General features: G+C 71.1%; 23 protein-coding genes. 8 read left to right on the top strand and 15 right to left on the bottom strand.

Going from position 1 to position 26,304, the window contains the following annotated elements:
- Positions 1 to 585: 585 nt before the first annotated feature.
- Both HAV39_RS35015 and HAV39_RS35010 read right to left on the bottom strand, forming a co-directional pair.
- Entirely contained in the window at positions 586 to 1,323 is a 738-nt protein-coding gene (locus HAV39_RS35015) for a VIT1/CCC1 transporter family protein (protein ID WP_191843456.1), read from the bottom strand.
- Positions 1,324 to 1,414: 91 nt separating this feature from the next.
- Entirely contained in the window at positions 1,415 to 1,870 is a 456-nt protein-coding gene (locus tag HAV39_RS35010; protein ID WP_191843455.1) for a hypothetical protein, read from the bottom strand.
- Positions 1,871 to 1,981: 111 nt separating this feature from the next.
- Here HAV39_RS35010 and HAV39_RS35005 point away from each other — a divergent pair, with 111 nt between their 5' ends.
- Both HAV39_RS35005 and HAV39_RS35000 read left to right on the top strand, forming a co-directional pair.
- The gene (locus HAV39_RS35005; protein ID WP_191843454.1) at positions 1,982 to 2,671 is read left to right on the top strand and encodes a response regulator transcription factor; all 690 of its coding nucleotides are present in this window, start codon (positions 1,982 to 1,984) and stop codon (positions 2,669 to 2,671) included.
- 5 nt (positions 2,672 to 2,676) lie between these two features.
- Positions 2,677 to 3,999, top strand: coding sequence for a sensor histidine kinase (locus tag HAV39_RS35000; RefSeq protein WP_191843453.1), 1,323 nt, complete (start codon positions 2,677 to 2,679; stop codon positions 3,997 to 3,999).
- Here the strand turns inward: HAV39_RS35000 and HAV39_RS34995 are convergent.
- From HAV39_RS34995 to HAV39_RS34985, 3 genes are read right to left on the bottom strand one after another with little or no spacing between them, the layout of a single operon-like run.
- Positions 3,923 to 4,720 carry an FAD:protein FMN transferase gene (locus tag HAV39_RS34995; RefSeq protein ID WP_244958913.1) on the bottom strand — a complete coding sequence of 266 codons (798 nt, stop codon included), beginning with the start codon at positions 4,718 to 4,720 and terminating at the stop codon, positions 3,923 to 3,925. The two genes, HAV39_RS35000 and HAV39_RS34995, sit on opposite strands and share 77 nt — an antisense overlap.
- Entirely contained in the window at positions 4,720 to 5,307 is a 588-nt protein-coding gene (locus HAV39_RS34990) for an FMN-binding protein (RefSeq protein WP_191843452.1), read from the bottom strand. The genes HAV39_RS34995 and HAV39_RS34990 overlap by 1 nt, the downstream gene beginning before the upstream one ends.
- Before the next feature lie 49 nt (positions 5,308 to 5,356).
- Positions 5,357 to 6,862, bottom strand: coding sequence for a ferredoxin reductase family protein (locus HAV39_RS34985; protein WP_191843451.1), 1,506 nt, complete (start codon positions 6,860 to 6,862; stop codon positions 5,357 to 5,359).
- A gap of 307 nt (positions 6,863 to 7,169) precedes the next feature.
- Between HAV39_RS34985 and HAV39_RS34980 the strand changes: the two genes are divergently transcribed.
- On the top strand, positions 7,170 to 7,541 hold the full coding sequence (locus HAV39_RS34980) for a hypothetical protein (protein ID WP_191843450.1): 372 nt from the start codon (positions 7,170 to 7,172) through the stop codon (positions 7,539 to 7,541).
- A complete protein-coding gene (locus HAV39_RS34975; RefSeq protein WP_191843449.1) occupies positions 7,538 to 8,059 on the top strand; it encodes a hypothetical protein in 522 nt (173 codons plus the stop codon). Before HAV39_RS34980 ends, HAV39_RS34975 begins: the two co-directional genes overlap by 4 nt.
- 212 nt (positions 8,060 to 8,271) lie before the next feature.
- On the opposite strand, the gene HAV39_RS34970 is transcribed toward HAV39_RS34975, so the two are convergent.
- Both HAV39_RS34970 and HAV39_RS34965 read right to left on the bottom strand, forming a co-directional pair.
- Positions 8,272 to 8,709, bottom strand: coding sequence for a CBS domain-containing protein (locus HAV39_RS34970; RefSeq protein ID WP_191843448.1), 438 nt, complete (start codon positions 8,707 to 8,709; stop codon positions 8,272 to 8,274).
- The gene (locus tag HAV39_RS34965; RefSeq protein WP_191843447.1) at positions 8,706 to 9,173 is read right to left on the bottom strand and encodes a universal stress protein; all 468 of its coding nucleotides are present in this window, start codon (positions 9,171 to 9,173) and stop codon (positions 8,706 to 8,708) included. Before HAV39_RS34965 ends, HAV39_RS34970 begins: the two co-directional genes overlap by 4 nt.
- A gap of 313 nt (positions 9,174 to 9,486) precedes the next feature.
- Between HAV39_RS34965 and HAV39_RS34960 the strand changes: the two genes are divergently transcribed.
- Positions 9,487 to 12,192: a bifunctional acetate--CoA ligase family protein/GNAT family N-acetyltransferase gene (locus tag HAV39_RS34960; protein WP_191843446.1), complete on the top strand. Its 2,706-nt coding sequence runs from the start codon at positions 9,487 to 9,489 to the stop codon at positions 12,190 to 12,192.
- A 64-nt stretch (positions 12,193 to 12,256) separates the two neighbouring features.
- On the opposite strand, the gene HAV39_RS34955 is transcribed toward HAV39_RS34960, so the two are convergent.
- From HAV39_RS34955 to HAV39_RS34940, 4 genes are all read right to left on the bottom strand, one after another.
- A complete protein-coding gene (locus tag HAV39_RS34955; RefSeq protein WP_191843445.1) occupies positions 12,257 to 13,108 on the bottom strand; it encodes a universal stress protein in 852 nt (283 codons plus the stop codon).
- A gap of 91 nt (positions 13,109 to 13,199) precedes the next feature.
- Positions 13,200 to 14,000: a DUF6544 family protein gene (locus HAV39_RS34950; protein ID WP_191843444.1), complete on the bottom strand. Its 801-nt coding sequence runs from the start codon at positions 13,998 to 14,000 to the stop codon at positions 13,200 to 13,202.
- Positions 14,001 to 14,127: 127 nt separating this feature from the next.
- A complete protein-coding gene (locus HAV39_RS34945; RefSeq protein ID WP_191843443.1) occupies positions 14,128 to 15,063 on the bottom strand; it encodes a universal stress protein in 936 nt (311 codons plus the stop codon).
- A 13-nt stretch (positions 15,064 to 15,076) separates the two neighbouring features.
- Complete coding sequence (locus tag HAV39_RS34940; protein WP_239120990.1) at positions 15,077 to 16,057, bottom strand: Acg family FMN-binding oxidoreductase; 981 nt, start codon at positions 16,055 to 16,057, stop codon at positions 15,077 to 15,079.
- Positions 16,058 to 16,187: 130 nt separating this feature from the next.
- On the opposite strand from HAV39_RS34940, the gene HAV39_RS34935 reads away from it, so the two are divergent.
- On the top strand, positions 16,188 to 16,829 hold the full coding sequence (locus HAV39_RS34935; RefSeq protein ID WP_191843442.1) for a response regulator: 642 nt from the start codon (positions 16,188 to 16,190) through the stop codon (positions 16,827 to 16,829).
- Here the strand turns inward: HAV39_RS34935 and HAV39_RS34930 are convergent.
- The 4 genes from HAV39_RS34930 to HAV39_RS34915 all read right to left on the bottom strand — a co-directional run bounded on the left by HAV39_RS34930 (position 16,826) and on the right by HAV39_RS34915 (position 22,553).
- Positions 16,826 to 18,463: a sensor histidine kinase gene (locus HAV39_RS34930; protein ID WP_239120991.1), complete on the bottom strand. Its 1,638-nt coding sequence runs from the start codon at positions 18,461 to 18,463 to the stop codon at positions 16,826 to 16,828. The two genes, HAV39_RS34935 and HAV39_RS34930, sit on opposite strands and share 4 nt — an antisense overlap.
- 153 nt (positions 18,464 to 18,616) lie before the next feature.
- A complete protein-coding gene (locus tag HAV39_RS34925; protein WP_191843441.1) occupies positions 18,617 to 19,051 on the bottom strand; it encodes a CBS domain-containing protein in 435 nt (144 codons plus the stop codon).
- Positions 19,052 to 19,084: 33 nt separating this feature from the next.
- Positions 19,085 to 19,984 carry a universal stress protein gene (locus tag HAV39_RS34920; RefSeq protein WP_191843440.1) on the bottom strand — a complete coding sequence of 300 codons (900 nt, stop codon included), beginning with the start codon at positions 19,982 to 19,984 and terminating at the stop codon, positions 19,085 to 19,087.
- A 22-nt stretch (positions 19,985 to 20,006) separates the two neighbouring features.
- Positions 20,007 to 22,553, bottom strand: coding sequence for a cation-translocating P-type ATPase (locus tag HAV39_RS34915; protein ID WP_191843439.1), 2,547 nt, complete (start codon positions 22,551 to 22,553; stop codon positions 20,007 to 20,009).
- A 222-nt stretch (positions 22,554 to 22,775) separates the two neighbouring features.
- On the opposite strand from HAV39_RS34915, the gene HAV39_RS34910 reads away from it, so the two are divergent.
- Together HAV39_RS34910 and HAV39_RS34905 are read left to right on the top strand one after the other, a co-directional pair.
- Positions 22,776 to 25,142: a phosphoketolase family protein gene (locus HAV39_RS34910; protein WP_191843438.1), complete on the top strand. Its 2,367-nt coding sequence runs from the start codon at positions 22,776 to 22,778 to the stop codon at positions 25,140 to 25,142.
- 31 nt (positions 25,143 to 25,173) lie between these two features.
- Positions 25,174 to 26,046, top strand: a complete 873-nt coding sequence (locus HAV39_RS34905) for a universal stress protein (protein ID WP_191843437.1) — start codon at positions 25,174 to 25,176, stop codon at positions 26,044 to 26,046.
- The last annotated feature ends 258 nt before the right edge of the window (positions 26,047 to 26,304 follow it).

The following is a 26,304-nucleotide window of genomic DNA, read 5'->3' as shown; positions in this document are numbered from 1 at the left end:
GGCGACAGCCGTCTCCGGATTGCCGGTGCATCGGAGCGCATCGAGGCCTGCCAAATCATTTCCGATAACAGCAATCCGCGCGCGCAATACCCCCGGGGGTATTGTGAACGGCGACAAGAGATGAAAGGAACACAGCATGTGCCAGCGAGCCGTGTGCCGCAGATGCGGCAAGGCCACGTATCAGGGATGCGGGCAGCACATCGAGCAGGTCCTCGCCGGTGTGCCGGAATCGCAACGGTGCAGCTGTGCCACATCACAGAACCAGCCCAGCCGCGGGTTCTGGGCGCGGCTGCGAGGTCGGTGAACACCTCCTCCGACTGGACCCTGTGTGATCGGCGTGGGCAGGATACGACGACCCGCTGAAACGGGTACAAGTGCCTGCCCACGCCGAGACCGACTCCCCTGCTCGCCCCACACCGGCGTCGGATGAAGGTTGTTGGAACGGACACAGGCCTCAGGCGGGAGGCACGGGTGGGCGGCCGGTCGCCACCACGCCCGCGCCTGCCGGTAGTACCGTTCTTGTCAGCGCCGGCGCAGAGGTTGTGGCTGGTGGCCGCTCAGCAATCACGCCGCCAGCTGCGCGTTTCAGGCTACGGCGACGCCCACCAGCTGGCCGATGCCGAATGTGACAGCCATGGCGAGAGCACCACCGGCCACTAACCTCACCACCGCCCGGGTGACGCCGGCGGCGCCCAGGTAGGCGCTGACCGCGCCGGTCAGCGCCAGCGCCAGCAGCACGACGACGAAGGTGATCGGGACGCGTGTCGAGGCGGGCGGGAGCAGGATCGCGGCCAGCGGCAGCAGGGAACCGAGGGTGAACGCCAGTGCCGATGCTCCGGCCGCGTGCCACGGATTGGTGAGCGCGTGCGGGTCGATGCCGAGTTCGGCGTCGGCGTGTGCGGCGAATGCGTCATTGGCGGTCAGCTCGATGGCCACCTGGCGCGCGGTGGCCTCCGACAGCCCTTTGTTCCGGTAGATCCCGGCGAGTTCGTCGAGTTCCGTCTGGGGGAACCGGTCCAGCTCGTCCCGTTCCTTGCGCAGCAGCGCACGTTCGGTGTCACGTTGGCTGCTGACCGAGACGTACTCGCCGAGCGCCATCGACACCGCGCCGGCCGCCAGGCCGGCCACACCGGCGGTGAAGATCGCCGAGGTCGCGCTGGTCGCCCCGGCGACACCCACCACGAGGCCGGCCGTCGACACGATGCCGTCGTTGGCGCCGAGCACACCGGCGCGCAACCAGTTGAGCCGACCGGCCAGGCCGGTGCGGTGCGGCTCACCCGGATGCGTGGCATCGGGTGTCTGCTCGGCGCCGGGATCGTTCATCATCATCACAGTAGCCGCGCCACCGCTGGTTCAGCAGTGGTAAAGCAGACGCCTCCGGCTGAGGCGAACGGCCCAGTGGACGCGGCATATATCAGTGCTCTTGCTGCTCCAGCAGTTGGGCTATGCCGTCCACGCAGCGGGCTGCGGCGGTGTATTCACGCCCCGCCTCCTCGAAGCGCACCGATACCCGTTCTGCGGGCCCTCTGCGGGCGTGCTCGGCATGGAATCCCTGCGCCGGGCTCCAGGACAGCAGGTAGGCGAGCTTGTCAGAGCAGCCGACGACGATGGTGCCACCATGGCCGGACAGGGTCTGGCCCACGTAGGTGCTCTGGCTGTGAGGGATTCGGCCCTGGCCGGGGCTGGACGCGACCGGGGTCGGTGATCCGGCGGCTACGGGTATGTGTGGCAGCGTGATCGGGGCGGTCGCGGCGTCTCCGGCGTCGTCGCCCACCAGGCTGAGCGCGTACTGCCCGACCATCAGTGCGACAGCCGCGCCTGCGCACCAGGCGAGCAGGCTCGGCAACAGCCGGCGAAGGGTTGCGACCACACGGACACCATGACACAGCCTCGGGTTAAGGGACGGCTAAGGCAGCCTCAAAGTCGTGCTCAGCACCCGGCGAGGATGCCGATGCGGCATCGTTGCCGGTACGTTGGCCCCGTGGCACAACTGCTCCTGGTCGAGGACGACGCGGAGATCCGTCGTGCGCTGATCCGCGCGCTGAGCGAGCGTGGCCACGTGGTCGCCAGCGCGTCGACCTCCATCGCAGCGATGCAGCACGTCATCGGGCAGACTCCCGATCTTGTCGTGCTCGATCTGGGCCTGCCGGATCTCGACGGGCGTGAGCTGCTATTGATGCTTCGGGCCGTCAGCAAGGTGCCCGTCGTGGTCGCGACGGCCCGAGACGATGAAGCGACCCTGGTCGAGGTGCTGGACCGGGGTGCGGACGACTACGTGGTCAAGCCGTTCAGCGTGACTCAGCTCGACGCCCGCATCCGGGCAGTGCTGAGGAGGGCGGGCGCGGAGTCGGCCGCGGCGGCCGTACTGGGCGTCGGAACCCTGTGCATCAGTCCGGGTGCCAGGGAGGCGACCCTCGACGGAAGGCTGCTGGACCTCACGCCGCGGGAGTTCGACCTGTTGAGCTACCTCGCTGTGCGGGTCGGAACGGTGGTGACGAAGCGCGAACTACTGGTCAATGTGTGGCGTCAGCCGGCCGGGGGTGCCGACAAGACCGTGGACGTGCACCTGTCGTGGCTGCGCCGCAAGCTCGGCGAGAGCGCGCAGCAGCCGCGTTACCTGCACACGGTACGCGGCGTGGGCGTGCGGCTGAACGCGCCCGCGGAGCGCTGAGGCCGTTGCGGTCACGGCTCGTCTGGCTGGTCGCGGCCACCAGTTCGCTGCTGCTGGTGGCGTTCCTCGTGCCGCTGGCGCTGGCGGTGCGCAACGCTGCCTCGACCCGGGCGGTCAACTCCGCCGTCATGCAGGCGCAGGCGCTGGCAGGCCTGCTGCCCACTGCTGAGCCGGCCCGTCTCGAGGTGTTGCTCAGCGACGCGAACGGGGCCACCGACGGACGCCTTACCCTGTTCCTTTCCGACGGCACCGTGCTGGGCTACCCGGCGCAGCACTCCGCTGCGGTCGAGGCGGCCCTGGCCGGCAGCAGCCTGACCGCACGAGTGCCGGATGGTCGCGAGGTGCTGGTGTCGGTGGCAGGCCTGCCCTCAGGCCCCGCAGCAGTCCGCTGCCTGGTGCCCGACGCCACGTGGACCAGTGGGGTCTACCGCGCGTGGCTGCTGCTGTGCCTGCTCGGCCTGGGCCTGCTCGCAGTGAGTCTGCTGGTCGCCGGGCGGCTCGCCGGCACGCTGACCCGGCCCATCTCCGAACTCGCCGACGTCTCACACCGGCTCGCGGCCGGTGACCTCTCGGCACGGGCAGGCGAGACGGGCCCTGCCGAGGTTCGGCAGGTCAGCGCCGGGCTCAACCTGCTGGCGTCACGGATCGGCGAGCTGCTCGCCGATGAGCGGGAGGCGGTGGCGGACCTGTCGCATCGCCTGCGTACACCGTTGACGGCCCTGCGCATCGACGCCGAGTCGCTGCGCGACGGCCGCGACCGCAACCAGATCATGGCTGATCTGGACGCCGTCGAGCGCACCGTCAACGAGGTGATCCGAGCGGCGCGGCGCCCGATCCGCGAAGGTGTGGGCGCCTCGTGCGACGCCGCGGCGGTCGTCGCCGAGCGGGTGACGTTCTGGTCCGCGCTGGCCGACGAGGAGAACCGCATCGTGGGCGGACATCTGCCGGCGGGCCCGCTGCCGGTGCGGGTGACCGCCGACGATCTCGGCGCGTGCGTCGACGCGCTGCTGGACAACGTCTTCGCTCACACCCCGGAGGGCCGCGGCTTCGAGGTCCGCCTGCGGGCTCTGCCCGAGGGCGGGGCCGTTCTGGCCATCGACGACGAGGGGCCTGGGTTGGCGACCTCGTCCTGGCGGCGTGGCGGCAGTGGTGCCGGATCCACCGGGCTGGGGCTGGACATCGTGCGGCGTACTGCGGAGAACTCCGGCGGCGGTGTCTGGTTCGGGACGGCGCCGGGCGGTGGCGCCTCGATCATGGTGGAGTTCGGCCCGGCCAGCACGCAGCAACCGGTAGCCCATCCGATCGGTAGGCGTCTCCTGCCGAGGTGATGACGGCCGACTCGTATCCGTCGAGCGTGGCGAGCCAACGTAAAGCGGGCAGGCCCATCGCCAGCGCCGCGGTCGCGTAGGCGTCGGCTTCGGCGAGCCGGGGTCCGGCCACGGTCACCGACACGAGGTCGCGGGCGGGCCGGCCGTCGTGGGGGTTGGTCACGTGCGCGCCACGCTCATACGTGCCCGAGGTCGCCACCGCCAGGTCGGTGCCGGTCACCACCCAGGCCACCCGGTCCCGCTGCCACGGATGGCGGATGCCGACGAGCCACTGCTCGTCCGGTGCGGGTCGTCCCGCGAGCTGGAAGTCTCCGCCGGCGTCGATGCTGTGATTGTTCGCGCCGGCGGCGCGCAGCATTTCCGAGGCGACCTGGACCGACCAGCCTTTGACGTAGCCGGACGGGTCCAGCCGGCCGGTGGCGTAGGCGTCGAAGTAGCCGTCGGTGCGCCGCCAGAACTCGGCGCACTGGTCGAGCACATGGCGCAGGTCCGCCGAGCAGTCGGCGGTCGCCAGTTCGCGCCGGTCCAGGCGGTTGACCTCGCTGTCCGGGCGGTAGGTGCTGAACCGCCGGTCGACCTCGTGCAGCCAGGTGAAGACCAGGTCGGCGAGTTCGCGCAGGCGTGCGGGCGGCCAGTCCTCGGCGATGTGCACGGTCGCGACCGTGCCCATCACCTCGTCTTGGCAGCGCAGTCCGCGTGGCCGGTCCGCAACCGAGGCCATCAGATCTTGTTGATCGCGGCCTGGAGGGACTGCTTGTAGGCGTTGCTGGTGTAGGTCGCGCCGGAGACGTTGGCGATGTTCGCGCTCTGCGCCGCCAGTGCCTCCTGCCGCAGTATGGTCGCGGAGTTTCGTGGCCGGTTGGACATCTGCAGGACCTTGATGTCGTCGATGTGGCGTCCGGTCACGATGATCTGGACCTGGACGTTGCCGAAGTCCTTGGCAGGCACAGCCGTGCCGTTGATGGTCCTGGCGGCGGGCGGTGCCGCGGTGGTCGGGCCGGGCTTGGGCGCCGTCGCGGCTGGCTTCGGGGTTGCGGTGGGTTTGGGTGTGGCGGTGCCCTGCTTCGGGGTTGCGCTCGGCGTCGCACCGGGAGCCGTCGAAGGCCCGGAAACCGGAGCTGTGGCCGACGGATCGGGTGTGGTGCCCTCCTGGGTGCCCTGGCCGCTCGTGTCCCCTGCTGGGATCGAGTCGATCGGGGCGTCGGCCAGTAGCGAGGGGCCCCCGCTGGCGGTCAATCCGCCCTTGGCCCCGATGAGGAGCACAGTGGCGACCGCGGTGCCGCTGAGCCAGAGGATGAGACGGCGCATGTCCTGTCCTTCGGGTGGGGTTGACGTTCCGCTGAGCAGGATCGGGTGGTCAGAACTCGAAAGGGTCGAGGTGGATCTGGCGGCGCGGGACCCGCAGCTTGCGCAGAGTGGCCACGGCGGCGCTGACCATGCCCTCGGGCCCGCACAGGTAGACGTCGCGGCCGGCGACGTCCGGCACGAGTTCACGCATGCCGCGAGGTGACATCGCCCGCCGGGGGGCGGGGTCGTCGCGGCCGCCCAGGATGTACCAGACCTCGGCGGCACGCGCTTCGGCCAGCCAGTCCAGCTCGCGGCGGAAAATGAGATCCTCGACCGTACTGGCCCGGTAGAGCACGACCGCGCCGCGGGGCAGGTCCTCCAGCAGCGCGCGGATCGGGGCGATGCCACTACCCGCGGCGATGAGCAGCGCCCGGTTGCGGGTGCGCCGGGACGCGGTGAACGCGCCGGACGGACCCTCGATGAACACCCGCACGCCTGGGTCGAGCCACCGCAGCTGCTCGGTGTGGTCACCGACGGCCTTCACCGTCACCCGCAGCCACCGGTCGTTGGGCGCGGCCGACAACGAGAAGGGGTGTGCCTGCCACCAGCAGCCGCCGGTCATGAACCGCCACCGGAAGAACTGCCCCGCCTGGGCCTGCAGCTCGCTGAGACGGCGCCCGTGCACGTAGATGGAGAAGATGTCCGGTCCCTCGTGCACGACCTCCAGGACCCGCAGCCGGTGGCGCAGGTTGAGCCGCAGCGGCAGGATGACCCGACCCCAGACAAGGCACAGCACAACGAAGATGTTCAGGGCGGTCCAGTAGTAGCGCCCGAAGGTGCCGGGCAGCAGATTGGCGCCGCCGGCGAACTGGTGCCCGTAGCCGAGCAGCAGCACCAGGTAGCTGGTGGTGTGCAGGTAGTACCAAAGCTCGTACGGCATGGCGTTCTTGATGCGCCGGATCGCCATCACCCCGACCGCGGTGAGGATGCCCGTGGCGAGATAAGCACTGATCATGTCCTCGTACGAGCCGAGGATCACCCGGGACTCGTGCAGCAGAGTCGCCCCGTCCAGCGCGGCGTAGCCCACCGTGATCAGCGAGGCGTGGGCAAGGACCACCACCAGCAGGAGTGCCCCGAGATCACGGTGCCAGCCCAGGACCTCCGCGGCGCCCACGCTGCGCTCCAGCCAGCCCACCCGGCTCATCAGCAGGATCTGGATGAGCAGCAGATAACCCGCGATCATGCCCGTGATCTGGCCCCCCGCCGTGTAGGCAGCGGCCGCGTCGGTCACCGAACCCGCCGCCGTGTCCCACCACCAGGGCAGCAGGCTGAACGTGAGACCGGCCCAGAACAGCAGCACCAGCATCGGCCGTCCAGCCCGCCCTCGCCCCGCCATCCGCCGCGGCCGCTCGGACGCCTCCACCACCCGGCTGCGCTGGATACGTGGCATGGCACCGGTCTGCACCGCCGCGAAGCTGCCCGTATGGTGGTCGCGGTCGGGCCGGTAGGCAGGCAGGTTCCCGGTGAACGCCGGATCGCCGCGCCTGGGCGGGGCGTGCGGTCGCTGCTGGGGCACCGACACCACGGCCTGGTCTGCCGCCGGGAAATTCCGTTGCGGATGATGCCGTCCGGTTCGTTCCACCGGAACGGTCTACCAGAGCAGCTCAGGCACCGACAAGATCAAAGAGCTGCCTTTATGGCTTGTTAACGTCCCTTTACCGCTTGCTTAGCGGTGCCGCACGCAGCGTCCGGCGCGCCACGACAGCCGGTGACACCTCCAGCGATCCCCCATCCGGTCTTGAGCCGGCGCCCACAGCATCGTCCTACGCTCGTCGGCGTTAACAACTTGGGATCCAACCCGTCACCTGAGATGAGGATGAGCTGTGACGAAAACCGTGACCCTCTTCGGCGCGGCCGCGCTGGCGGCAGGGGTGCTGCTATCCGGGTGCGCCAGCACCGACACCGGAACATCCGGCGCCTCTGCCACCACGCCCGCCGTCGCTGCCGCAGCGTCCCCGACTCCGGCGGCGACGACCGCCGCGAAGATCTCGGCGAACACCGCGTCCGAGTCCGAGATCGCGGCCGCGCTGAAGGCGGCCGGGGTCACCAGCCCCGAGCGATGGGCCGAGGAGGTCGTCGAGTATCGCCCATACGAGGCCGGCGACACGGCCCTGAACCGGCTGCGGCAGAAACTCGCCAAATACAACCCCGGTGAGGACACCATGAACAAGATCTTGGCGGCGCTGCGGCCGTGACGGTCCTCGACCGCATCCGCACCACGGACACCGCGACCAATCTGCGAGCGGGCGTGCTCGTCCTGGCCGCAGTCGCGATAGCCGGCACGGCGGTCGAACTGGCGACGGAGCGGCACTGGAACGGGGTGGTGCAACTGGTGCCGTGGTTCGCGCTGGCCGCACTCGCCGCGTCGTGGGTGCTGACGGCGTGGCGGCCTCGGCCCGCATCGCTGAGCGCCGCGCGTGTCCTGGCCGCTCTCGTGCTGCTCGCCTCGCTGTACGGCATCTGGGAGCACCTCGAGTCCAACCTGAACGCCGGATGGCTCGACGCGGTCTACTCCGCCGGCTGGGAGTCGCTCAGCGCCGGCACCCGCTGGTGGTACGCGATCACCAAGACCGTTGGCGCCGCCCCGCCGCTGGCGCCGGGCATCCTCGCCCAAGCAGCGCTCCTGGTCATGCTGTCGACGTGGCGGCATCCCGCCATGACAGACCTCGACCGGTGCCCGCAGACGGGCGATGGGGTAAGACCACCCGGATAGCCTGCTCGCCCATCCTCACCGTCGGTTCTGCGTCGACATCCACTACGACCTTGCCATCGCACAGGATTGTCCAAACACCCTGACGCGGCGGCGAGTGGCAGGCCCGTATTGCGGTCGCATTTGAAGGCTGCGGTCGACCGGCACGAGTCCGTGAGCGGGGCGAGGCTGTCCGAGGCAGGTGACTCTGGCGTGGTGGCGATTGCGTCGTTCGGCTAGCGGGCCAGCAGTCTGATCAGATCACTGCTGGTGAACATACCCATCGGCGTGCCGTCGTCGTCGACGACTGCGACGGCGTCGCTGCTGCGGGCGTGCATCATACGAGCGGCGTCACGGACTCGCGCGTCGGCGCTGACGGTCGCACTGTCGTGGTCGAGCACGGCTCCGACGGTGACTGCGGTGAGGCCGGCAGGATCTGCCGACCAGGCAGCCGCGACCGATCTTGCAGCCAGTACGCCGACGCACCGACCGGCTGCGTCGACGACCGCGAGGTGACGCACCCCGGCGTGCAGCATCGCGGCCATGGCCTGGTCGAGGCTGGCATCGACATCGGTCGCGACCACAGGGCGGGTCATCACCTGTGAGATCGGTCGCCGGGCCCACTGCAGCGTCGGGTCGTCGCCACGTACCGGCGCTGCGAAGATCGCCTTCATCGCGACCCCGCCTCGGTCGCCGGGACAGCGGCGGCGACCGGCCGCGGCGGGCCGGGCACCGGGATGACGACCACCGGACACGGTGCGTTGGCGATGCACGCCTCGCTGACCGAGCCGAGGATGGTGTGGTGGGCTCGGCCATGACCGTGACTACCCAGCACGAGCAGGTCCGCGTTCCGTGCCGCGGCGACGAGAACGTCGGCGGGCTGGCCCTCGACGACCCCCGCAGCCACGCTCACCCCGTGCCGGGCGGGCTGGGCCTGCACCTCCCGGTCAAGGGTCAGCTGCGCCAGTTCCTGACAGGCTCGCGCGTCTGCCAATGACGTCCTGGGATCGCCCCGCCGCCAGGACAGCACCGCCTGCACGGTAGCGCTGCCGGCAGCCGCCTGCTCCAGCGCCCACGCGAATGCACGCCGTCCGCCCTGCGAGCCGTCGACTCCGACGACGATCTGCCGCGTAGCCATGTCGATCACATCCTTCGGCTAGTCGTTCATCTTCACTGTGCGCCCGACCCGTTGTCTTCGGCAGGGCCGAAAGCCCTGGTTGCGGGAAGACTGCTGCCGAGCGCGGTCGGCGGAGTCGGCCCTGAGCGGGTTCATGGCGTTCTCCGGGGGTGCGTGGGCCGCAGGTCCCGTCAGGCCGGGCCGGGCGTCCTGCGACGGCCGACGGGAGGTCCCTACGTGACCTTGGGAACATCGGTGAGGGACCTGTGGCCCTGCCCGCCAGGCCGGAGTTGATGTTGGCTGCTGCTGTCGAATCAGCTAGCAGGAGGAACACATGGGCACCACAGCTCGCGCGGGCACGGTCGCGGCCGCGGACGCGCTCACCGCGGAAGGGCAGATCGTGCGGATCCGGCCGGTGACGGCTGCCGATGCAGCCGGTCTTGAGGCTCTGTACCACGGCGGTTCAGTCGACAGCCTTCGCATGCGTTTCTTCGTCGTCCCAGGCGATGCCACGCTGAAAGCGGAGGTCGACCGATTGTGCCGGCCACCGTCCGGCACGCACGGCAGCCTGGTCGCGCTGTCAGACGGCACGATCGTCGGGGTCGCGTCGTGGGAGCGCGGCGATCGCGACACCGACACCGCGGACTTCGCGGTGTTCGTCGGCGAGCGCAGCCGCGGCGAGGGAATCGGCACGCTACTGCTGGAGCACCTGTGCGCGTGGGCACGGGCCTGCGGGGTGACCCGGCTGGTCGGGCAGACGCTGGCGGGCAACGTCGCGATGCGGCGCGTCACCCGCGGCCTCGACTCCGACGCCGAGATCGGCACCGTGGACGAGGTCGTCGGGCTGAGCGTGCCGACCACACCAGGCGAGGCTTCGCTGCTGGCGATGGACGTACGCGACCGGTCGACCGAGCGGGCGTCGCTGGGTCCGCTGCTGGCTCCTCGCGCTGTCGCGGTGGTCGGCGCCGGTCGGCGGCCGGGCGGCGTCGGCCATGAGACGCTGGCTGCGCTGCGGGACGGCGGCTACACCGGTGACCTGTATGCGGTCAACCCGAACGCAGCGGAGGTCGCCGGGGTCGAGGCCTACCGCTGTCTATCGGACCTGCCGGGCCCGGTCGACCTGGTAGTCGTCGCGGTGCCCGCGGACGCGGTCACCGCGGTCGTCGAGCAAGCCGCGGACGTTGGTGCAGGCGCCGTGGTGGTGCTCAGCTCCGGGTTCGGTGAGACCGGCCCGGCCGGACAAGCCAAGCAGTCCGACCTGGTGCGGCTGGCTCGCAAGCACGGGATCCGGCTGGTCGGCCCGAACTGTCTCGGGGTGGTCAACACCGACCCTGAGGTGGCGCTCAACGCCAGCTTCGCAGCCGTGACCCCGGCACACGGCGGCTTGGCGGTGGCGTCGCAGTCAGGCGCGGTCGGTATCGCGTTGCTGGAACACGCCGCCCGTAACGGCTGCGGTGTGTCCACGTTCGTGTCGCTGGGCAACAAGGCCGACGTCAGCGGCAACGACCTGATCGCCTACTGGTACGACGACCCTGCCACGACCGCGGTCGCGCTGTACCTGGAATCCTTCGGCAACCCACGCCGCTTCGCCCGTACCGTGCGTGCCCTTGCCCGCCGCAAACCGGTGCTGGCGGTCAAGAGCGGCCGCTCGCAGTCGGGCCGACGGGCCGGCGCGTCGCACACCGCCGCCGCGGCGTCACCCGACGTCAGCGTCGACGCCCTGTTCGCCCAGGCCGGAGTCATCCGCGTCGACCATCTCGGTGAGCTCATCGACGCCGCTCGGATGCTGACCGACCAGCCGCTGCCGGGCGGCAACCGGCTCGCGATCATCGGCAATGCCGGCGGCATCAACGTCCTCGCCGCCGACGCGGCCGAATACGGGCAGCTGACCGTCCCGACCCTCAGCCCGCAGGTGACCGCGAAGCTGACTGCGTGCGCCCCGGGCGCGGCCGGGTACGACAACCCGCTGGACCTGGGAGCCGCCGCCGACACCGCCACCGTCGCCGCCGCTGTCGAAGCGGTCGCTGCCAGCGGGGAGGTCGACGCGCTGCTGCTCGTTGTCGCCGCGACCCGCGCCAACGATGTGCCCGGCACCCTGGCCGCGCTGGCCGCGGTCCTCGACCGTCACCACGGCCTGCCCGCCGCGGTGGTCGTGCTCGGCATGTCCGAGCCCTCGACGACGCTCGGCGCCCGCAACGCGCCGGTGTTCGACCTACCCGAACGGGCGGTCACCGCGTTAGGGCACGCCGCCCGCTACGCGGCCTGGCGCCGCGAACCCCTGGGCCACCAGCCCGCCTTGGCCGGTGTCGACACCCGGACCGCACGGAAACTGGTCGAGTCGGCGCTGCACACCCGCGAGGGATGGCAGACCTATGACGTCATCTCCGCGGTGCTCGCCTGCTACGGCATCGGGTTGCTGACCACAGCCGTCGTCTTCGACGTCGACGCCGCCGTGAGCGCCGCCCGCGCTGCCGGATACCCCGTCGTGCTCAAGAGCGCCGACCCCCGGCTGGTCCACAAGTCCGACGTCGGCGGCGTGCGCCTGCACCTGCGCGACGACGCCCAGGTCCGTAGGGCGTTCGCACCGGTCGCCAACGCCGGAGATCCCTCCTGCGGGGTGCTGGTCCAGCCGATGGCGCCCGGTGACGTCGAGCTGACGACGGGCATCGTGCACGACCCCTTGTTCGGGTCGCTGGTCATGTTCGGGCTGGGCGGAGTGCACACCGACGTGCACGCCGATCGGTCGTTCGCGCTGGTGCCGCTCACCGACCGGGACACCGCCCGCATGTGGCAGGGTCTGCGGACCGCCCCGCTGCTGACCGGCTACCGCGGCGCGCCCGCCGTGGACATCGGCGCGGTCGAGGACCTGATCGCCCGCATCGGTCGCCTCGCCGAGGACCTGCCCGAGATTGCAGAACTGGACCTCAACCCGGTCCTGGCGGGTCCGGACGGCGTCTTGGCGGTGGACGCGAAGATGCGACTGGCCACCGTCGGCGCCGAACCCGATCCGTCGCTGCGGCAGCTGCGCTCGCCCGACTGACGCCGACCCGTCGAAGGCGACGTTCCTGGTGGTGAGGCCTCGCGGGTTCGCTCTGCGAGGCCTGTCAGCGGCGTACCACCAGCACCGGGCATGCGGAGTGGTGGAGCAGCTGCTGGCTGACGGAACCGAGCATGAGCCCGGTGAAACCTCCGCAGCCTCGTGCACCGACGACTATCAGCTGCGACATCTCGCTGAGTTGGGTCAGGATGCGACCGGGACGCCCTGACATGGTCTCGGCGCGTACGGACACGCCGGGGTGGCGGACCCTGCCGTCGGCGAGAGCACTGGTGCGTATGCGTTGAAACCTCGACTGCGCCGTCTCCAGTCCCGCCACGGGCGGGCCCGCATCTGCGACCACGGCCGCTTCCTGCACGTGCACGGCGACCAGGTTGGCATCGCGTCGCTCGGCCATGGCGAAGGCCGCTTCAACGACAGGACCAGGTTCCGGCAGGTCGTCAAGGCCGACGACCACAGGTGCGACCGGGTGCTCCTCGCCCCGCGCGACCAGGACGGGCGTTTCGGTATGAGAGGCGACCTGCGCGGTGACCGAACCGAGAAGCAGCCCCGCGAAACCGCCCACGCCTCGTTTGCCGAGCACTATCAGATCCGCGTCACGGGCGGCGGCAAGCAGCACCACCGCGGGATCACCGGTCAAGATTTCTGTGGTGACGGCGACGGCGCGGTCGGATACGGCTGCGGTCGCCGCCGCCTCGGCCAGCAGATGGTCGGCGTGCCGACGCGCTGCCTGGTACATGAACTGCGGAAATGCACTGATGTCGAACTGGGCCAAGGGCCACTCGAATGCGTGGATGATGCGCAGGCTCCGGCCGCGCTGCGCGGCTTCCCGGGTGGCCAGGCGGACCGCTGAAAGGGCTGCGGCTGAGCCGTCAACGCCCACCACTACCGGCGGTTTCACCGCACTGGCACCTCCGTGACTCCCCTGGCCATCATCTCGCGGCAATGGTCTGGCAATGGCGGTTCCGGTCCGCTGGTGTGCCGTGTCCGCTTCAGCGATAGTCGACGTGGTCAATGGCGAACCGGATGAACTCCTCGGTGGCGCAGTGGTCGGGACATTGCCACCAGCCTGCCCGCGCGGCGCTGCGGATGGTGAAGCCGTCGTAGGTTGCTTCGGGTCCGTCGAGCAGCGCGGTGAACAGGTGCTCGGCGTAGTCGGCTGCGGTGGGCTGCCCCCAGCGTGGCACGTCGACGCGGGTGAGGGTGCCGTCGGTGGCGACGGTGATGGTTACCGGGTGGCTGATGCCGGCGAGGTCGATAGTCGCGGTCGCCTTGCTGTGGTCTACCTCGCTCCAGCGCACCTGGGATGCCAGCGCGGTGGCGGGTACGAAGCAGAACTCCGCGGCGAGCCGGCCTGCGGCGCTGCGGGTGACGTCGGCTCCTGAGGCGGTCATCAACGGTAGGAGTCCGAACAGCCGCCAGCGCATCTCGCCGCTGCCGCGGGTGTAGCGGTCGTAGCCGCTGATCGCGATCGGACCGAGGTGGGTGGTTGCCGACCAGATGAAGCCGTTCAGTGGTGAAAGCGCCCAGTCGGCTTCGTAGTCGTGCCAGCCTCCGATTCTGATCTGGCCGTGTTGCCGGACGATCGCGGCCCGACGCAAAGGTGTGCCGGGGGCGATGGCCCGGTTGAGCCAGCGGCGGGTCGGCGCGGGCAGGTCTGCGGTCATGTCTGCGGTGAACTCCGTGGCGGGGTCGGTGGGTGCGGTGAGTGCGCTCCATTGGGCCCGCAGGGACGGGTCGATGCTGGCCGGCTGGGCTGACGGGTGGTGTCGCGGCCGTGCGGCGGTGTTCATGACGCTGCCTCCAGGTGGGATACGGATGTGTCCAGGTCGGGCGGCACGCCTGCCGACGGGTGGCCAGAACATCCATTTGCCACCCCGTCGGCCTGCGGGCTCGAGCCGTCGCGGCCCGCCGTGCGGTTCAGAGTTCGGACGGGTGGATGACCGCGACTGGGCTGTGAGCATGGTGGACCAGTGCGCCGCTGACGGAGCCGAGTAGCAGTCCGGCGAATCCGCCCCTCCCGCGGCAGCCGACGACGGTCAGCGTGGCGCCACGGGAGGCCTCGACCAGGCTGTATTCGCTGTTGAGGCTGCGGATGGCGCGGGTTTCGAGTTTCAGCTGCGGGTGTGTGGTGGTCAGCGCGGACGTCGCGTCGGCGAGCAGTCGCTGTGCCCGGTCCTCGGCGGCGCGTTCGGCTTCGGCCTGCGCGGCGGCCTCGTCCGCGACGAGCTGCAGCCAGGGTTGCGGCCAGTACACGTGCGCGACGACCAGCGGGACGTCGCGGCTGACGGCTTCTTCGGCAGCGAAGGTCAGGGCTGCTTGCGCGGCGGGGGATCCGTCGACGCCGACCACGACCGGGCGGTGGGCGGCGGGGGGTTCGGGCTGCTCCGGGCCCGGCTCGATCGAGTTGTCGGGCACCGGCGGGCGCACGACGATGACCGGGCAGTGGGCGTGGGCGGCGACCTGCGCCGACACGGAGCCGAGGAGCAGTTCGGCGAATCCGCCGACGCCGCGGCAGCCGACGACGGTCACGGCCGCGGTGCGGGACTGCTCGATCAGGACCGGCGCGGGACCGCCGGTGATCTGCCGGGCGTGGATCTCGCCGAGTTCGGGGTGCTGCTTGCGCAGGGCTTCGACGGCGTCGGCGAGGCTGCGGTCGATCGCGTCGCGGGTGTCGGCGTCGTCGTAGTACGGCTCGGCCAGCCCGGCGGTGCCGTAGCCGAACAGGGGGCTGAGGTAGCCGTGCACCAGGTGCAGGGGTGCCCGGCGGCGTACGGCCAGATCGGCGGCGTAGGAGGCGGCGGCGAGGCTGGACGGCGAGCCGTCGACGCCGGCGAGGATCGGCCGGATGGACATGTCGGTCTCCTGTTCAGGTGGCGGGGTTGATGGACTCTTCGTAGGGCCGCCTGGTGGTCGGCGGTGGCATGCGGGGTTGGGCGTAGCCGACACGTACGCAGACTTGCGGCTCACCGAGCACGGGCAGCAGTCTGCGCAGTTCGTCGCGGGTGCCGGGCACTTCGGTGACGTCGCTGATGGGTGCGCTGCCCAGGCCGTGCACCGTCGCGGTGAGCAACACCGCCGACAGTGCCTGTCCGGCGTGCAGCCAGGCGGCCGCGGTGTCGTCGTCGGTGAAAAGCACGAGGTAGCGCGCTCCGGCGTCGGTGTCGCGGCCGGGGTGCATCGTCTGCCCGCCGAAGGGTGCGTAGTCGCGGATCGGGACCCGCCGCGCGACTGCCTGCACGGTGGTGTCGGTGGACACGCCTTCGCCGCTCCACGGGGGCCGGTGGGTCCAGTCGGCCAGTTCGGCGCGGTATTCCGGGTCGGACAGCTGCAGGGCGCCCGCACGAACCGCGGCCAGGGCAAGGACCGCGACCTGATCGTCTCCGACGAGATGGACGTGGGCGTGCTCGTTTTCCGCGGCGGTGATGAGTGCCCGGCAGGTGGCGTCGGTGACCGGCTGGGTGGTGAACGGCCGCCGGTCGGTGTGCCGACGTGTGATCGCGGTGAACGTCTGCAGTTCGGCCAGGGCCGGCTCGCGCGGTCCGGTGATACGGATCTCGGCGAGCAGGTCCGGGTCGGCCGGGTCGGGCAGTTCGCGGACGTCGGTGTCGAAGCCGGCGGCTGCCAGGGCGGTGCGGGCGTGGTGCAGGCCCGTACCGCAGCTGACAGTCAGGAGCCGGCCTTGCGGGTCGGCGGTGAGCAGCTGGCGCCGGCGGTCGGCGAACAGGCGCAGGACGTCGGGGTCGGCCTGCCAGCGCCACGGCTGGGTGTTGAAGATCGACGGCGCGGCGAGCGCGGTGCGGGCCGCGTCGTACAACGCCGGTGCGCGGCTCGTCCCGTCTGCTGTCATGGTTTCACTGTCCGCTCGCGGCAAAGGCCGGGTCAGTGCCGGCGGGCCTGGCCCGGCAGGGGCAGGGGTCCTGTCTGCCGACGGGTCTTTGGTCCCTTCCCCGCCTCGGGCCGGGGTGGACAATGCGGGTGTGATCCGTGTCTTTCTGCTCGACGACCATGAGGTGGTTCGTCGCGGCCTGCGTGACCTGCTCGAAGCTGCCGGTGATATCGAGGTGGTCGGCGAGTCCGGTTCTGCTGCCGAGGCCACGCGGCGCATCCCGGCGCTTCGTCCCGACGTTGCGGTGCTTGATGGGCGGTTGCCCGACGGCAGCGGCATCGATGTGTGTCGTGACGTGCGTTCGGTCGACCCGGAGATCAAGGGCCTTATTCTGACCTCTTACGAAGACGACGAGGCGCTGTTCGCCGCGATCATGGCCGGTGCCGCGGGTTACGTTCTCAAGCAGATCAAGGGAACCGAACTCGTCGACGGGATACGCCGGGTCGCTGCGGGGCAGTCGCTGCTCGATCCGGCCGTCACGCAACGGGTGCTGGAACGCATCCGCAACCCGAAACACGAACCCGATCAGCTCAAGTCCCTGACCGACCAGGAACGCAAGATCCTCGGCTATGTCGCCGACGGGCTCACCAACCGGCAGATCGCGGCGCAGATGTTCCTGGCCGAGAAGACCGTCAAGAACTACGTGTCCAGCCTGCTGACCAAGCTCGGCCTGGAACGGCGCACCCAGGCCGCGGTGTTCGCGGTGAAGCTGACCGGGCAGTCGCCCCGTTAGCCGGTCGGCACGCTCCAGCGCAGGACGGTGCCGACCGGGTCGCCGGGTTCGACAGTGAGCTGACCGCCGTGCAGTACCGCACGCTCGGCGAGGTTGAGCAGACCGCCGCGGGGGGTGGCACCGCCGGTCCCGTTGTCGGTGACGGTCGCGCTGAGCCGGCCACCGTCGACCGCGATCGCCACGAGGACCCGTCCGGCGTGCGCGTGGCGTACCACATTGGACAGCGCCTCACGGACGACGGCAAGCAGGTCGGCGTGCAGTTCGTCGGGAACGGCGCTGTCCACTGGCCCGTCGAGGACCAGGTCGGGCCGGAACCCCAGCGATTCGGCCGCGCCGTCGACGAGTGTGCGAAGCTCGGCGCGCAGTGATTGTCCAGCGGGGCTGCGCAGTTCGAAGATCGCGCCGCGGATGTCGCGGATGGTGCTGTCCAGCGCGTCGACCGCGGACCCGATGCGGGCCGCCAGTTCCGGACGGGCGGCCGACATGGAAGCGACGGTCTGCAGTTGCAGGCCGGTGGCAAACAGCCGCTGAATGACCACGTCGTGCAGGTCGCGGGCGATGCGTTCGCGGTCGGACAGCACCAGTAGCTGCTCGCGGTCCTCGCGGGCGCGGGCGCGCAGCAGTGCCAGACCGGCCTGCCCGGCGAACGCGGTCAGCAGTAGTTCGTCGTCGGCGCGCGGGGCGCCGGTGTAGGCCACCAGCAGCACGCCCTGACCGGCGGCGAACGGTGCGGCGATACCGCGGATGTCGGGTACGGCCACCGGCCATGGCGCTGCCTTGCCGAGCTGGTCGAGGGTCACTACCTGCTGATTGGCAAGTACGGGCGCGAACCCGGTCTGTCCCACCGGCAGGATCGCGCCCTCCAGACCGGGCACAGGTTCTGCGGCGTCGACGACGGCGACGGTCAGGGACGCGTTGTCCTCGTCGTGCAACAGAACCGCGACCAGGTCGGCTTCGGCTACCTCGCGGGCGCGGCGGGCGACCAGTTCCAGGGCCTCGGCGGTCGAGGTGTCCTCACCGAGCGAGTTGATGATCTCCGCGGTGGCTGCCAGCCACTGCTGCCGGCGTTGCGCCACTGCGTACAGGCGCGCATTCTCGATCGCGGCGCCCGCTGCGGCGGCCAGCGCGATCGTGATCTCCTGGTCGTCGTCGGTGAACTCTGCCGCGTTGGCTTTCTCAGCCAGGTACAGGTTGCCGAATACCTGGTCTCGGATGCGGATCGGGACGCCGAGGAAGCTGTGCATCGGCGGGTGGTTGGCCGGGAACCCGACCGAGCGCGGGTGGGTGGAGATGTCGGGTACCCGTACCGGCTCCGGGTGGCTGATCAGCAGCCCGAGCACGCCGTGCCCGGTGGGCAGGTCGCCGATTGCCGCATGCTGTTGCGGGGAGATGCCGTGGGTGATGAATTCGACCAGCCGGTCGTCGGGGCCCAGCACGCCCAGCGCACCGTATTTGGCGTCGGCCAGCCGGCACGCGGCGACCACGATCCGTTCGAGGGTGGACCGCAGGTCCAGGTCGGTGCCGATGCCGACGACCGCGTCGAGCAGGCTGCGCAGCCGCTCGCGGCTGGCCATGACCTCCGACACCCGGTCGAGCAGCTCCTGCAGCAGCTCGTCGAGCTGCACGCGGGACAGCGGTGACAGGCCGAGCGACGCCCACTGGTTTTCCACAGCCACGATGCTATGGCCCCGCTCGCGGTGCGGCCATGCCTGGTTCGCGATGCGGCGCGGCCCGGACGCAGCCGCGGCCGCACCCTGGTCGCGCTGCTCACCGCGTGTGCAGCGGTGTCAGCGGGTGAGCAGGGTGACCAGGTCGCTGCCGGTGATGATGCCGACGGCGCAGCCGCGGCGGTCCACGACCGCGACGGCATCGACGTGGGTGCCGCACATGAGCCGGGCTGCGTCGACCACCGCGGCGTCGACATCGACGGCTGCGGGGGTGCTGTCCAGCACGCTGGATACGCGGCGTGCGGACAGGCACCCGGGTTCGGCGGCCCACGCCGCGACGATCGCCCGGTCACTGATCACCCCGGCGCACCGCCCGGCGCCGTCGACGACGACAAGGTGGCGCAGCTTGGTGCCGGCCATCGCAGCCAGGGCGTCTTCCAGGGTCGCCGAGGCAGTCACCTGCACGGGGTGACCGCTCATCACCTCGCGTACTGCTCGTTGCGGCAGGCCCGGTGGTGTGGTTGCCGGCCGGGCCGGATCCGAAGTCGTGGCCATGATGCTTGCTCCCCCGTGTTCAGACGACAGCGGTCACGGCGTGCGATCGTGTCGTGGATCCGGAACCACCAGGACGGGGCAGGCAGCGTGGTGCAGGATCTGCTGGCTGACCGAGCCCAGAAGCAGTCCAGCGAATCCGCCGCGTCCTCTGGCACCGACGACCAGTAGTTGCGCCAGCTCGCTGAGCTGCACGAGAGTGCGTCCGGGTCCGCCGCAAACCAGCTGCTCACGCACCTCGACCTTGGGGTGACGCGCCGAACCTGCCGCCACGGCGTCGGCGAGGACAAGCCGTTCGGCATCCTCGACCGGTCCGCAGTCGGCCGGCACCGGCGGCGTGTAGAGCGTGGCCATCACCGGGTAGGTCCAGGTGCGCACGGCCAGCAGTTCGGCTTGGTGCTGCTCGGCGGTGACGAACGCGGCCTCGATCGCCGCCGCGCCCGCGGGCGAATCGTCGACGCCGACGACGATCGGGCCGCCGGCGTGCTGCTCGCCGCGGGCGACGAGGACAGGTGTGGTGCTGTGCGCGGTGACCTGGACGGCGACCGAGCCCAGCAGCAGACCGGTGAAGCCACCGAGGCCGCGGTCGCCGAGGACCAGCAGTTCGGCGTCGCGGGCCGCGGACAGCAGCACCGACGCGGGGGCGCCGGTGACGAGTTCGGTGACGGTGGTGACGTCGGGCTGCGCCGCGGTGGCGGTAGCGGCGGCTTCGGCGAGCAGGCGTTCGGCGTCGTGGCGCAGGCCGCCTTCCGGCACGGCCTGCGATGCGCCGACGTTGACGTGCATCAGCGGCCAGATGAACGCGTGCACGATCCGCAGGTCGCGGCCGCGGCGGGCTGCCTCATGTGCGGCGAGCCGCACAGCGGACAGGGCGGCTGCTGATCCGTCGACGCCCACCACGATGTCGCGTCGTGTTTGCTGCTCGTGGCTGTCCATGGGTGGCTCCTGTCTGTATGGATTATCGAGGGTTGCGGCGGCGCCGGAGGGCTGTCCGCCAGATGAGGGCGACCGTTCCGGGTAGCAGGCCTGCTGCGGCGCAGAAGGCGAGCTGGGTGGCGTTGAGCGGTGCGGTGCCCAGCAGGGCGCGCAGGGCCGGGATCGCGACTGCGGCAAGCTGGGCGAGCGCGGACAGGGCGACGGCGGCGAGCAGGCCGGGGTTGGCCCAGCGGGTCCCGCCAGGTCGGGTGGCGCGTGATGCCAGGGCGATACCGAGCTGGGCGAGGCCGAGCACGACGAAGACCATGCTCTGCCACGGCCAGCCGGCGGCTGCCGCGTACAGGCCGGTGCCGAGGGTGACGGCGGTCAGCAGCGCGCCGAGGGCGAGTACGTCGCGCAGCAGGCCGTCGCCGAGGATCTGCTCGTCGGGCGGGCGTGGCGGCCGGCGCAGCACGTCTGGTTCGGCGGGTTCGGCGCCCAGGGCGACGCCGGGAAGCCCGTGGGTGAGCAGGTTGATCCACAGGATCTGGCCGGGCAGCAGCGGCACGCCCAGACCGAGCAGCGGGCCGACGAGCATGACGGCGAGTTCAGCGGTGCCGCCGGCCAGGCCGTAGCGCAGGAAGCGGCGGATGTTGTCGTAGACGCGGCGGCCTTCGGCGACGGCGTGGCTGACGGTGGCGAGGTTGTCGTCGAGCAGGACGAGGTCGGCGGCTTGGCGGGCGACCTCGGTGCCGCCGCCCATGGCCACGCCGATGTCGGCGCGGCTGAGCGCGGGGGCGTCGTTTACGCCGTCGCCGGTCATCGCCACGACGTGGCCGTGGTGCTGGAGTTCGGCGATGATGTCGAGCTTCTGCTCCGGCTGAGTGCGGGCGAACACCCGCACCTGGTGGGCATGCTCTGGCTGGTCGCCGGTGGCGATCGCGTCGCCGGGCTGCCAGATGCCGACCTGGGCGGCAATGTGCGCGGCGGTGCCGGGATGGTCGCCGGTGATCAGCATGAGCCGGATGCCGGCCTGGGTGAACTCGGTGGCGGTCGTGGCGGCGGAGGGCCGCAGGGGGTCCTCGATGCCGATGACGCCGAGGGGCCTAAGTCCGGTGGGCGCGATCGGGTTGGTCGGCTCGGCGGTGGTGCCTGCTGCGATCGCGAGCACGCGAAGACCTGAGGCGGCCAGGTCGGCGGCGGCTTGGCGGGTGGGGGCCAGGTGCGGGTCGGCCGGATCGACGACGGGCGAGCCAAGGACGCTTTCGGGTGCGCCTTTGCAGATGGTCAGGTAGTTGTCGCCGTAGCGGTGGACGGTGGTCATCTGCCGGGTGGCCTGGTCGAACGGGTGTTCAGCCCAACGGGGCGCGTTCGCCCGCACCACGTCAGGATCCAGGCCGCATCGAGCCGCGAACGTGACCAGTGCGGCTTCGAGCGGGTCGCCGACCGCGGTCCAGGCCGGCCGGTCGGGTGCCGGTGGCAGGACTGCGGCATCGGAGCAGAGCAGCCCGGCGCGGGCCAGGTCGAGCAACGGTTGCGGCAGCGGCACGGCGGTGCCGGTGATCTGCCCGGCGGGTTCGTAGCCGATGCCGGTGACCGAGGCGTCGGCACCAGGCGCGACCGCCCGGCGCACGGTCATCCGTCCCTCGGTCATGGTGCCGGTCTTGTCGGACGCGACGACGGTCACCGAGCCCATCGTCTCGACCGCGTGCAGGTTGCGCGGGATCGCCTTTCGGCGGGCCATCCGGCGGGCGCCCAGCGCCAGCGACAGGGTCACCACGGCGGGCAGCGACTCAGGGACCGCGGCGACGACCAGGCTGACCGCCGTCAGCGCCATCAACAGCAGCGGCCTGCCTGCGGCCAGTCCTGCGGCGAACACGACCAGGCACAACGCGACCGCAAGCGCGCCGAGGATGCGGCTCAGGCGGGTGAGGCGCTTCTGCAGCGGGGTCGGGCCGGCGTGGGTGGTCGCAACGAGTTCGGCGATGCGGCCCAGGGCGCTGCGCGCGCCGGTACGCACCACGATGCCCGCGGCGCGGCCGGTGACCAGCACCGTCCCCGCGGACAGTTCGTCGCCCGCGTCACGGGCCACGGGCACGGACTCGCCCGTCAGGGCCGCTTCGTCGGCCTGGCACCGGTGGGCGTCGTGCAGCAGGAGGTCGGCGGGCACGATGTCACCGGCCTCGACCCGGACCGCATCACCGCAGACCAGGTCGGCGGCGGGCACGACGAGTTCGGATCCGTCACGGGTCACCCGGGCGGTAGGCGCGGAGAGGGTGTCCAGCGCGGCAACGGCCTTGTCGGCACGTACCTGCTGCGCGACGCCGATCGCGGTGTTGAGGACCACGACCACGGCGATGATCACCGTGTCGGCCCAGTCCCCGAGAAGACTGGTCACCGCCCCGGCGACCAGCAACAGCGACACGAGCGGGTCGGCCAGTTGCGCCAATACCCGCCGGATCAGATGGGGCGGGTGCGGGGGTGCGACGGCGTTCGGGCCGTCCTGCGCCAGCCGTGCCGCGGCCTCGCCGGCGGTGAGGCCGGCCGGCCTCTGCCCGGCGTACGTGGCGGGTGTCTCGGTGAGGGCCATAGCGTCAAGGCTCCCGCCAACCCGTCCCTACGGCACAGAGCAGCTCGCCCCGCCGCGCACAGGCCGCTAGGGCACGATACCCGGGCCGAAGGTCCCGACCTGGTGACCTCTCCGACGGCGGGCCCAGGCCTCGGCCAGCCCGAACGCCGTGGAGAGGGCCGAAGGTCCCGAAGCGGGCGGGCTGGCAGGCCCTACACCCCACCGGCCACAGCAGCCACGCTGATGAACATGCATATCGCGCAGGGCGCCCCGCTGGGCGCGCAGGAGCTCGCACGCATCGACGCGCACTGGCGAGCCGCCAACTACCTGTCCGTCGGGCAGATCTACCTGATGGCCAACCCGCTGCTGACCCAGCCGTTGCTTCCCGAGCACGTCAAACCGCGGCTGCTCGGCCACTGGGGCACCACCCCCGGCCTGAACCTGCTGTACACGCACCTGAACCGGATCATCGCCGCACGCGGCCAGGAGACCATGTACATCACCGGGCCCGGCCACGGCGGCCCCGGCCTGGTCGCCAACACCTGGCTGGAAGGTACCTACAGCGAGGTCTACCCGCACGTCAGCCAGGACGAACGTGGCATGGGCCGGCTGTTCCGGCAGTTCTCGTTCCCCGGCGGCATCCCCAGCCACGTCGCGCCGGAGACCCCCGGCTCCATCCACGAAGGAGGCGAACTCGGCTACAGCCTCTCCCACGCCTACGGCGCCGCACTCGACAACCCCGACCTGCTCGTGGCATGCGTCATCGGCGACGGCGAGGCCGAGACCGGCCCCCTGGCCGCATCATGGCACTCCAACAAGTTCCTCGACCCGGTCGGCGACGGCGCGGTCCTGCCGATCCTGCACCTCAACGGATACAAGATCGCCAACCCGACGGTGCTGGCCCGGCTGTCCGACGACGAACTGACCGCGCTGCTTACCGGGTACGGGCACAAGCCCTACCTGGTCGAAGGCGACGACCCGACCACCGTGCACCAACTGCTGGCCGCGACGCTGGACGCCGTCTGCGACGAGATCGCCGCGATCCAGGGGTCCGCCCGCGCGGGCGAGCTCACCGAACGGCCCCACTGGCCGATGATCGTGCTGCGCACCCCGAAAGGCTGGACCGGCCCGAAGCAGGTCGACGGCCTGCCGGTCGAGGGCACCTGGCGCGCCCACCAGGTCCCGCTGTCGGCCGCCCGCGACGACACCGACCACCTCGCCATGCTCGCCGACTGGATGCGCTCCTACCGGCCCGACGAGCTGTTCGACGCCAACGGCGCGCCACTGCCGGAGGTCGTCGGCTGGCTGCCCGCCGGGCAGCTGCGCATGGGCGCCAGCCCGCACACCAACGGCGGCCGGCTGGTCCGCGACCTGGAGCTGCCCGACTTCCGCGCATACGGCGTCAAGCCCGGCCCGCTCGCCGAGCCGACCCGGGTGCTGGGCGGATGGGTCCGCGACGTGATGGCCGCCAACGCCGCCTACCGCAACTTCCGGATCGTCGGCCCCGACGAGACCGAGTCCAACCGGCTCGGCGCCGTCCTCGACGTCACCGGCAAGGCCTGGCATGCCCGCACCGTCGACACCGACCTGCACCTGGACCCGCACGGGCGAATCATGGAGATCCTGTCCGAGCACACCTGCCAAGGCTGGCTGGAGGGCTACCTGCTCACCGGCCGGCACGGCCTGTTCTCCTGCTACGAGGCGTTCGTGCACATCGTCGACTCGATGGTCAACCAGCACGCCAAGTGGCTGAAGGTGACCAGGGAGCTGGACTGGCGCAAGCCGATTCCGTCCTTGAACTACCTGCTCACCTCGCACGTGTGGCGTCAGGACCACAACGGCTTCTCGCACCAGGACCCCGGGTTCATCGACCACGTCGTCAACAAGAAGGCCGACGTCATCCGCGTGTACCTGCCGCCGGACGCCAACACCCTGCTGTCGGTGGCCGACCACTGCCTGCGCAGCCGCGACTACATCAACGTGATGGTGGCCGGCAAGCAGCCCGCGCCGACGTTCCTCGACATCGACGAGGCCGTCGCGCACTGCACCCGCGGGCTGGGCATCTGGGCCTGGGCCGCTGATGACGGCGGCGACCCCGACGTGGTCCTCGCCGCCGCCGGCGACGTGCCGACCATGGAGGTCCTGGCCGCGGCGGACCTGCTGCGCGAGCAGCTGCCCGAGCTGCGGGTGCGCGTGGTGAACGTGGTGGACCTGATGCGGCTGCAGCCGCAGACCGAGCACCCGCACGGCCTGCCTGACGCCGAGTACGACGCGATCTTCACCACCGACCGGCCGGTCGTGTTCGCCTACCACGGCTACCCGTGGCTGATCCACCGGCTGACCTATCGCCGCCACGGCCACGAGCACCTGCACGTGCGCGGCTACAAGGAGGAGGGCACCACCACCACACCGTTCGACATGCTCGTGCGCAACGACATGGACCGGTTCCACCTGGTCATCGACGTCATCGACAGGGTGCCCGGACTGGCCCGCAAGGCCGCCGGACTGCGCCAGGCGATGGTCGACAAGCGCACCGAACACACCGCATACATCCGCCAGACCGGCCAAGACCTGCCGGAGATCCGCGACTGGACCCCGACGCGCCGCTGAACCGGCCGTCCTGCGAGGAAGGTGGCACATCATGTCCGTGGACGTCACGGGGCGGGTGCTGGTCGGGGTCGACGACCTCACCGGCACCGCCCCGGCCGTCGAGGCCGCGCTGAGCGAGGCCCGGCGGGCCGGCTGCGGCCTGAGCCTGGTGCACGCGTTTGCCAGCTCGCCAGCGTTCGGGCCCAGCCAGTGGCTCAACGCCCTCGCCGCGGCCCTGCCCGAAGCACACGACCTGCTCGAACAGCAGGCCGACCGGCTCCGCGCCGCGCACGACGGCCTGGACGTCGACACCCAAGTCGTCGTCGGCCGTCCCGCACCTGTGCTCATCGAAGCGTCCCGGACCGCGCGGCTGACCGTGGTCGGCTGCCGCGGCGTCGGCGGCTTCACCGAGCTGCTGCTCGGTTCGGTCAGCGCCCAGGTCGCCGCCCACGCGCACAGCCCCGTGCTCGTCATCCGCCCACCCGGGCACGAGCAGCCCGTAAGTGACGCCCCGGTCCTGGTCGGCATCGACGGCGCGCCGGGCTGCGCCGAGGTTGTCCAGGCGGCGTTCGAGCACGCCCACGCGCGCGGCGTCGAGCTGGTCGCGGCGCACTGCTGGGCCTCGATGGAAGCGCCTGGCGGTGATGCGTGCGGCGAGTACGACCGGTCGGCGCCAGAGGAAGCAGCACAGCTGCTGCTCGACGGTGCGCTGACCGCTGCGCGACAGCGCTACCCGCAGGTGCGGGTGGTCCGGCGGCTGATCCGCACCGGCGCGACGGGCTCCGCGCTGGTGCGCGAGTCTGCTGAGGCCGGGCTGGTCGTGGTCGGCAGCCGTGGGCATGCCGGTGCCGCGGGCGTGCTGCTGAACTCGGTCAGTCAGGCGCTGTTGCACCACGCCCGCTGCCCGGTGGTCGTCATCCGCTGACCGCGCCGAACACCGACGGCACGCCATGCACGACAGCGCGCACCTGGGTGATCGGACCCGGTCGCCGGCGGGCAGGTCCCACAAGGTCGGGACCAGCGGCACTGAACAGCTGCTCCTTCAGCGGCGACAGTGCCGTGGCGGCCGACACCACACCGCGCCGGCCAGTGGCCGACGTGCTGGCCTCCCTACCGACGGTCCCGCAAGGCACCACACGTTAGTCCGGCGGGGGCGGGTCCTCGGCCACGAGACCGCCACCAA

The sequence above is a fragment of the Catellatospora chokoriensis genome (genome assembly GCF_011297315.1).
GTDB classification, from domain to species: domain Bacteria; phylum Actinomycetota; class Actinomycetes; order Mycobacteriales; family Micromonosporaceae; genus Catellatospora; species Catellatospora citrea.
This window is presented reverse-complemented; position numbering and strand designations above follow the sequence as displayed.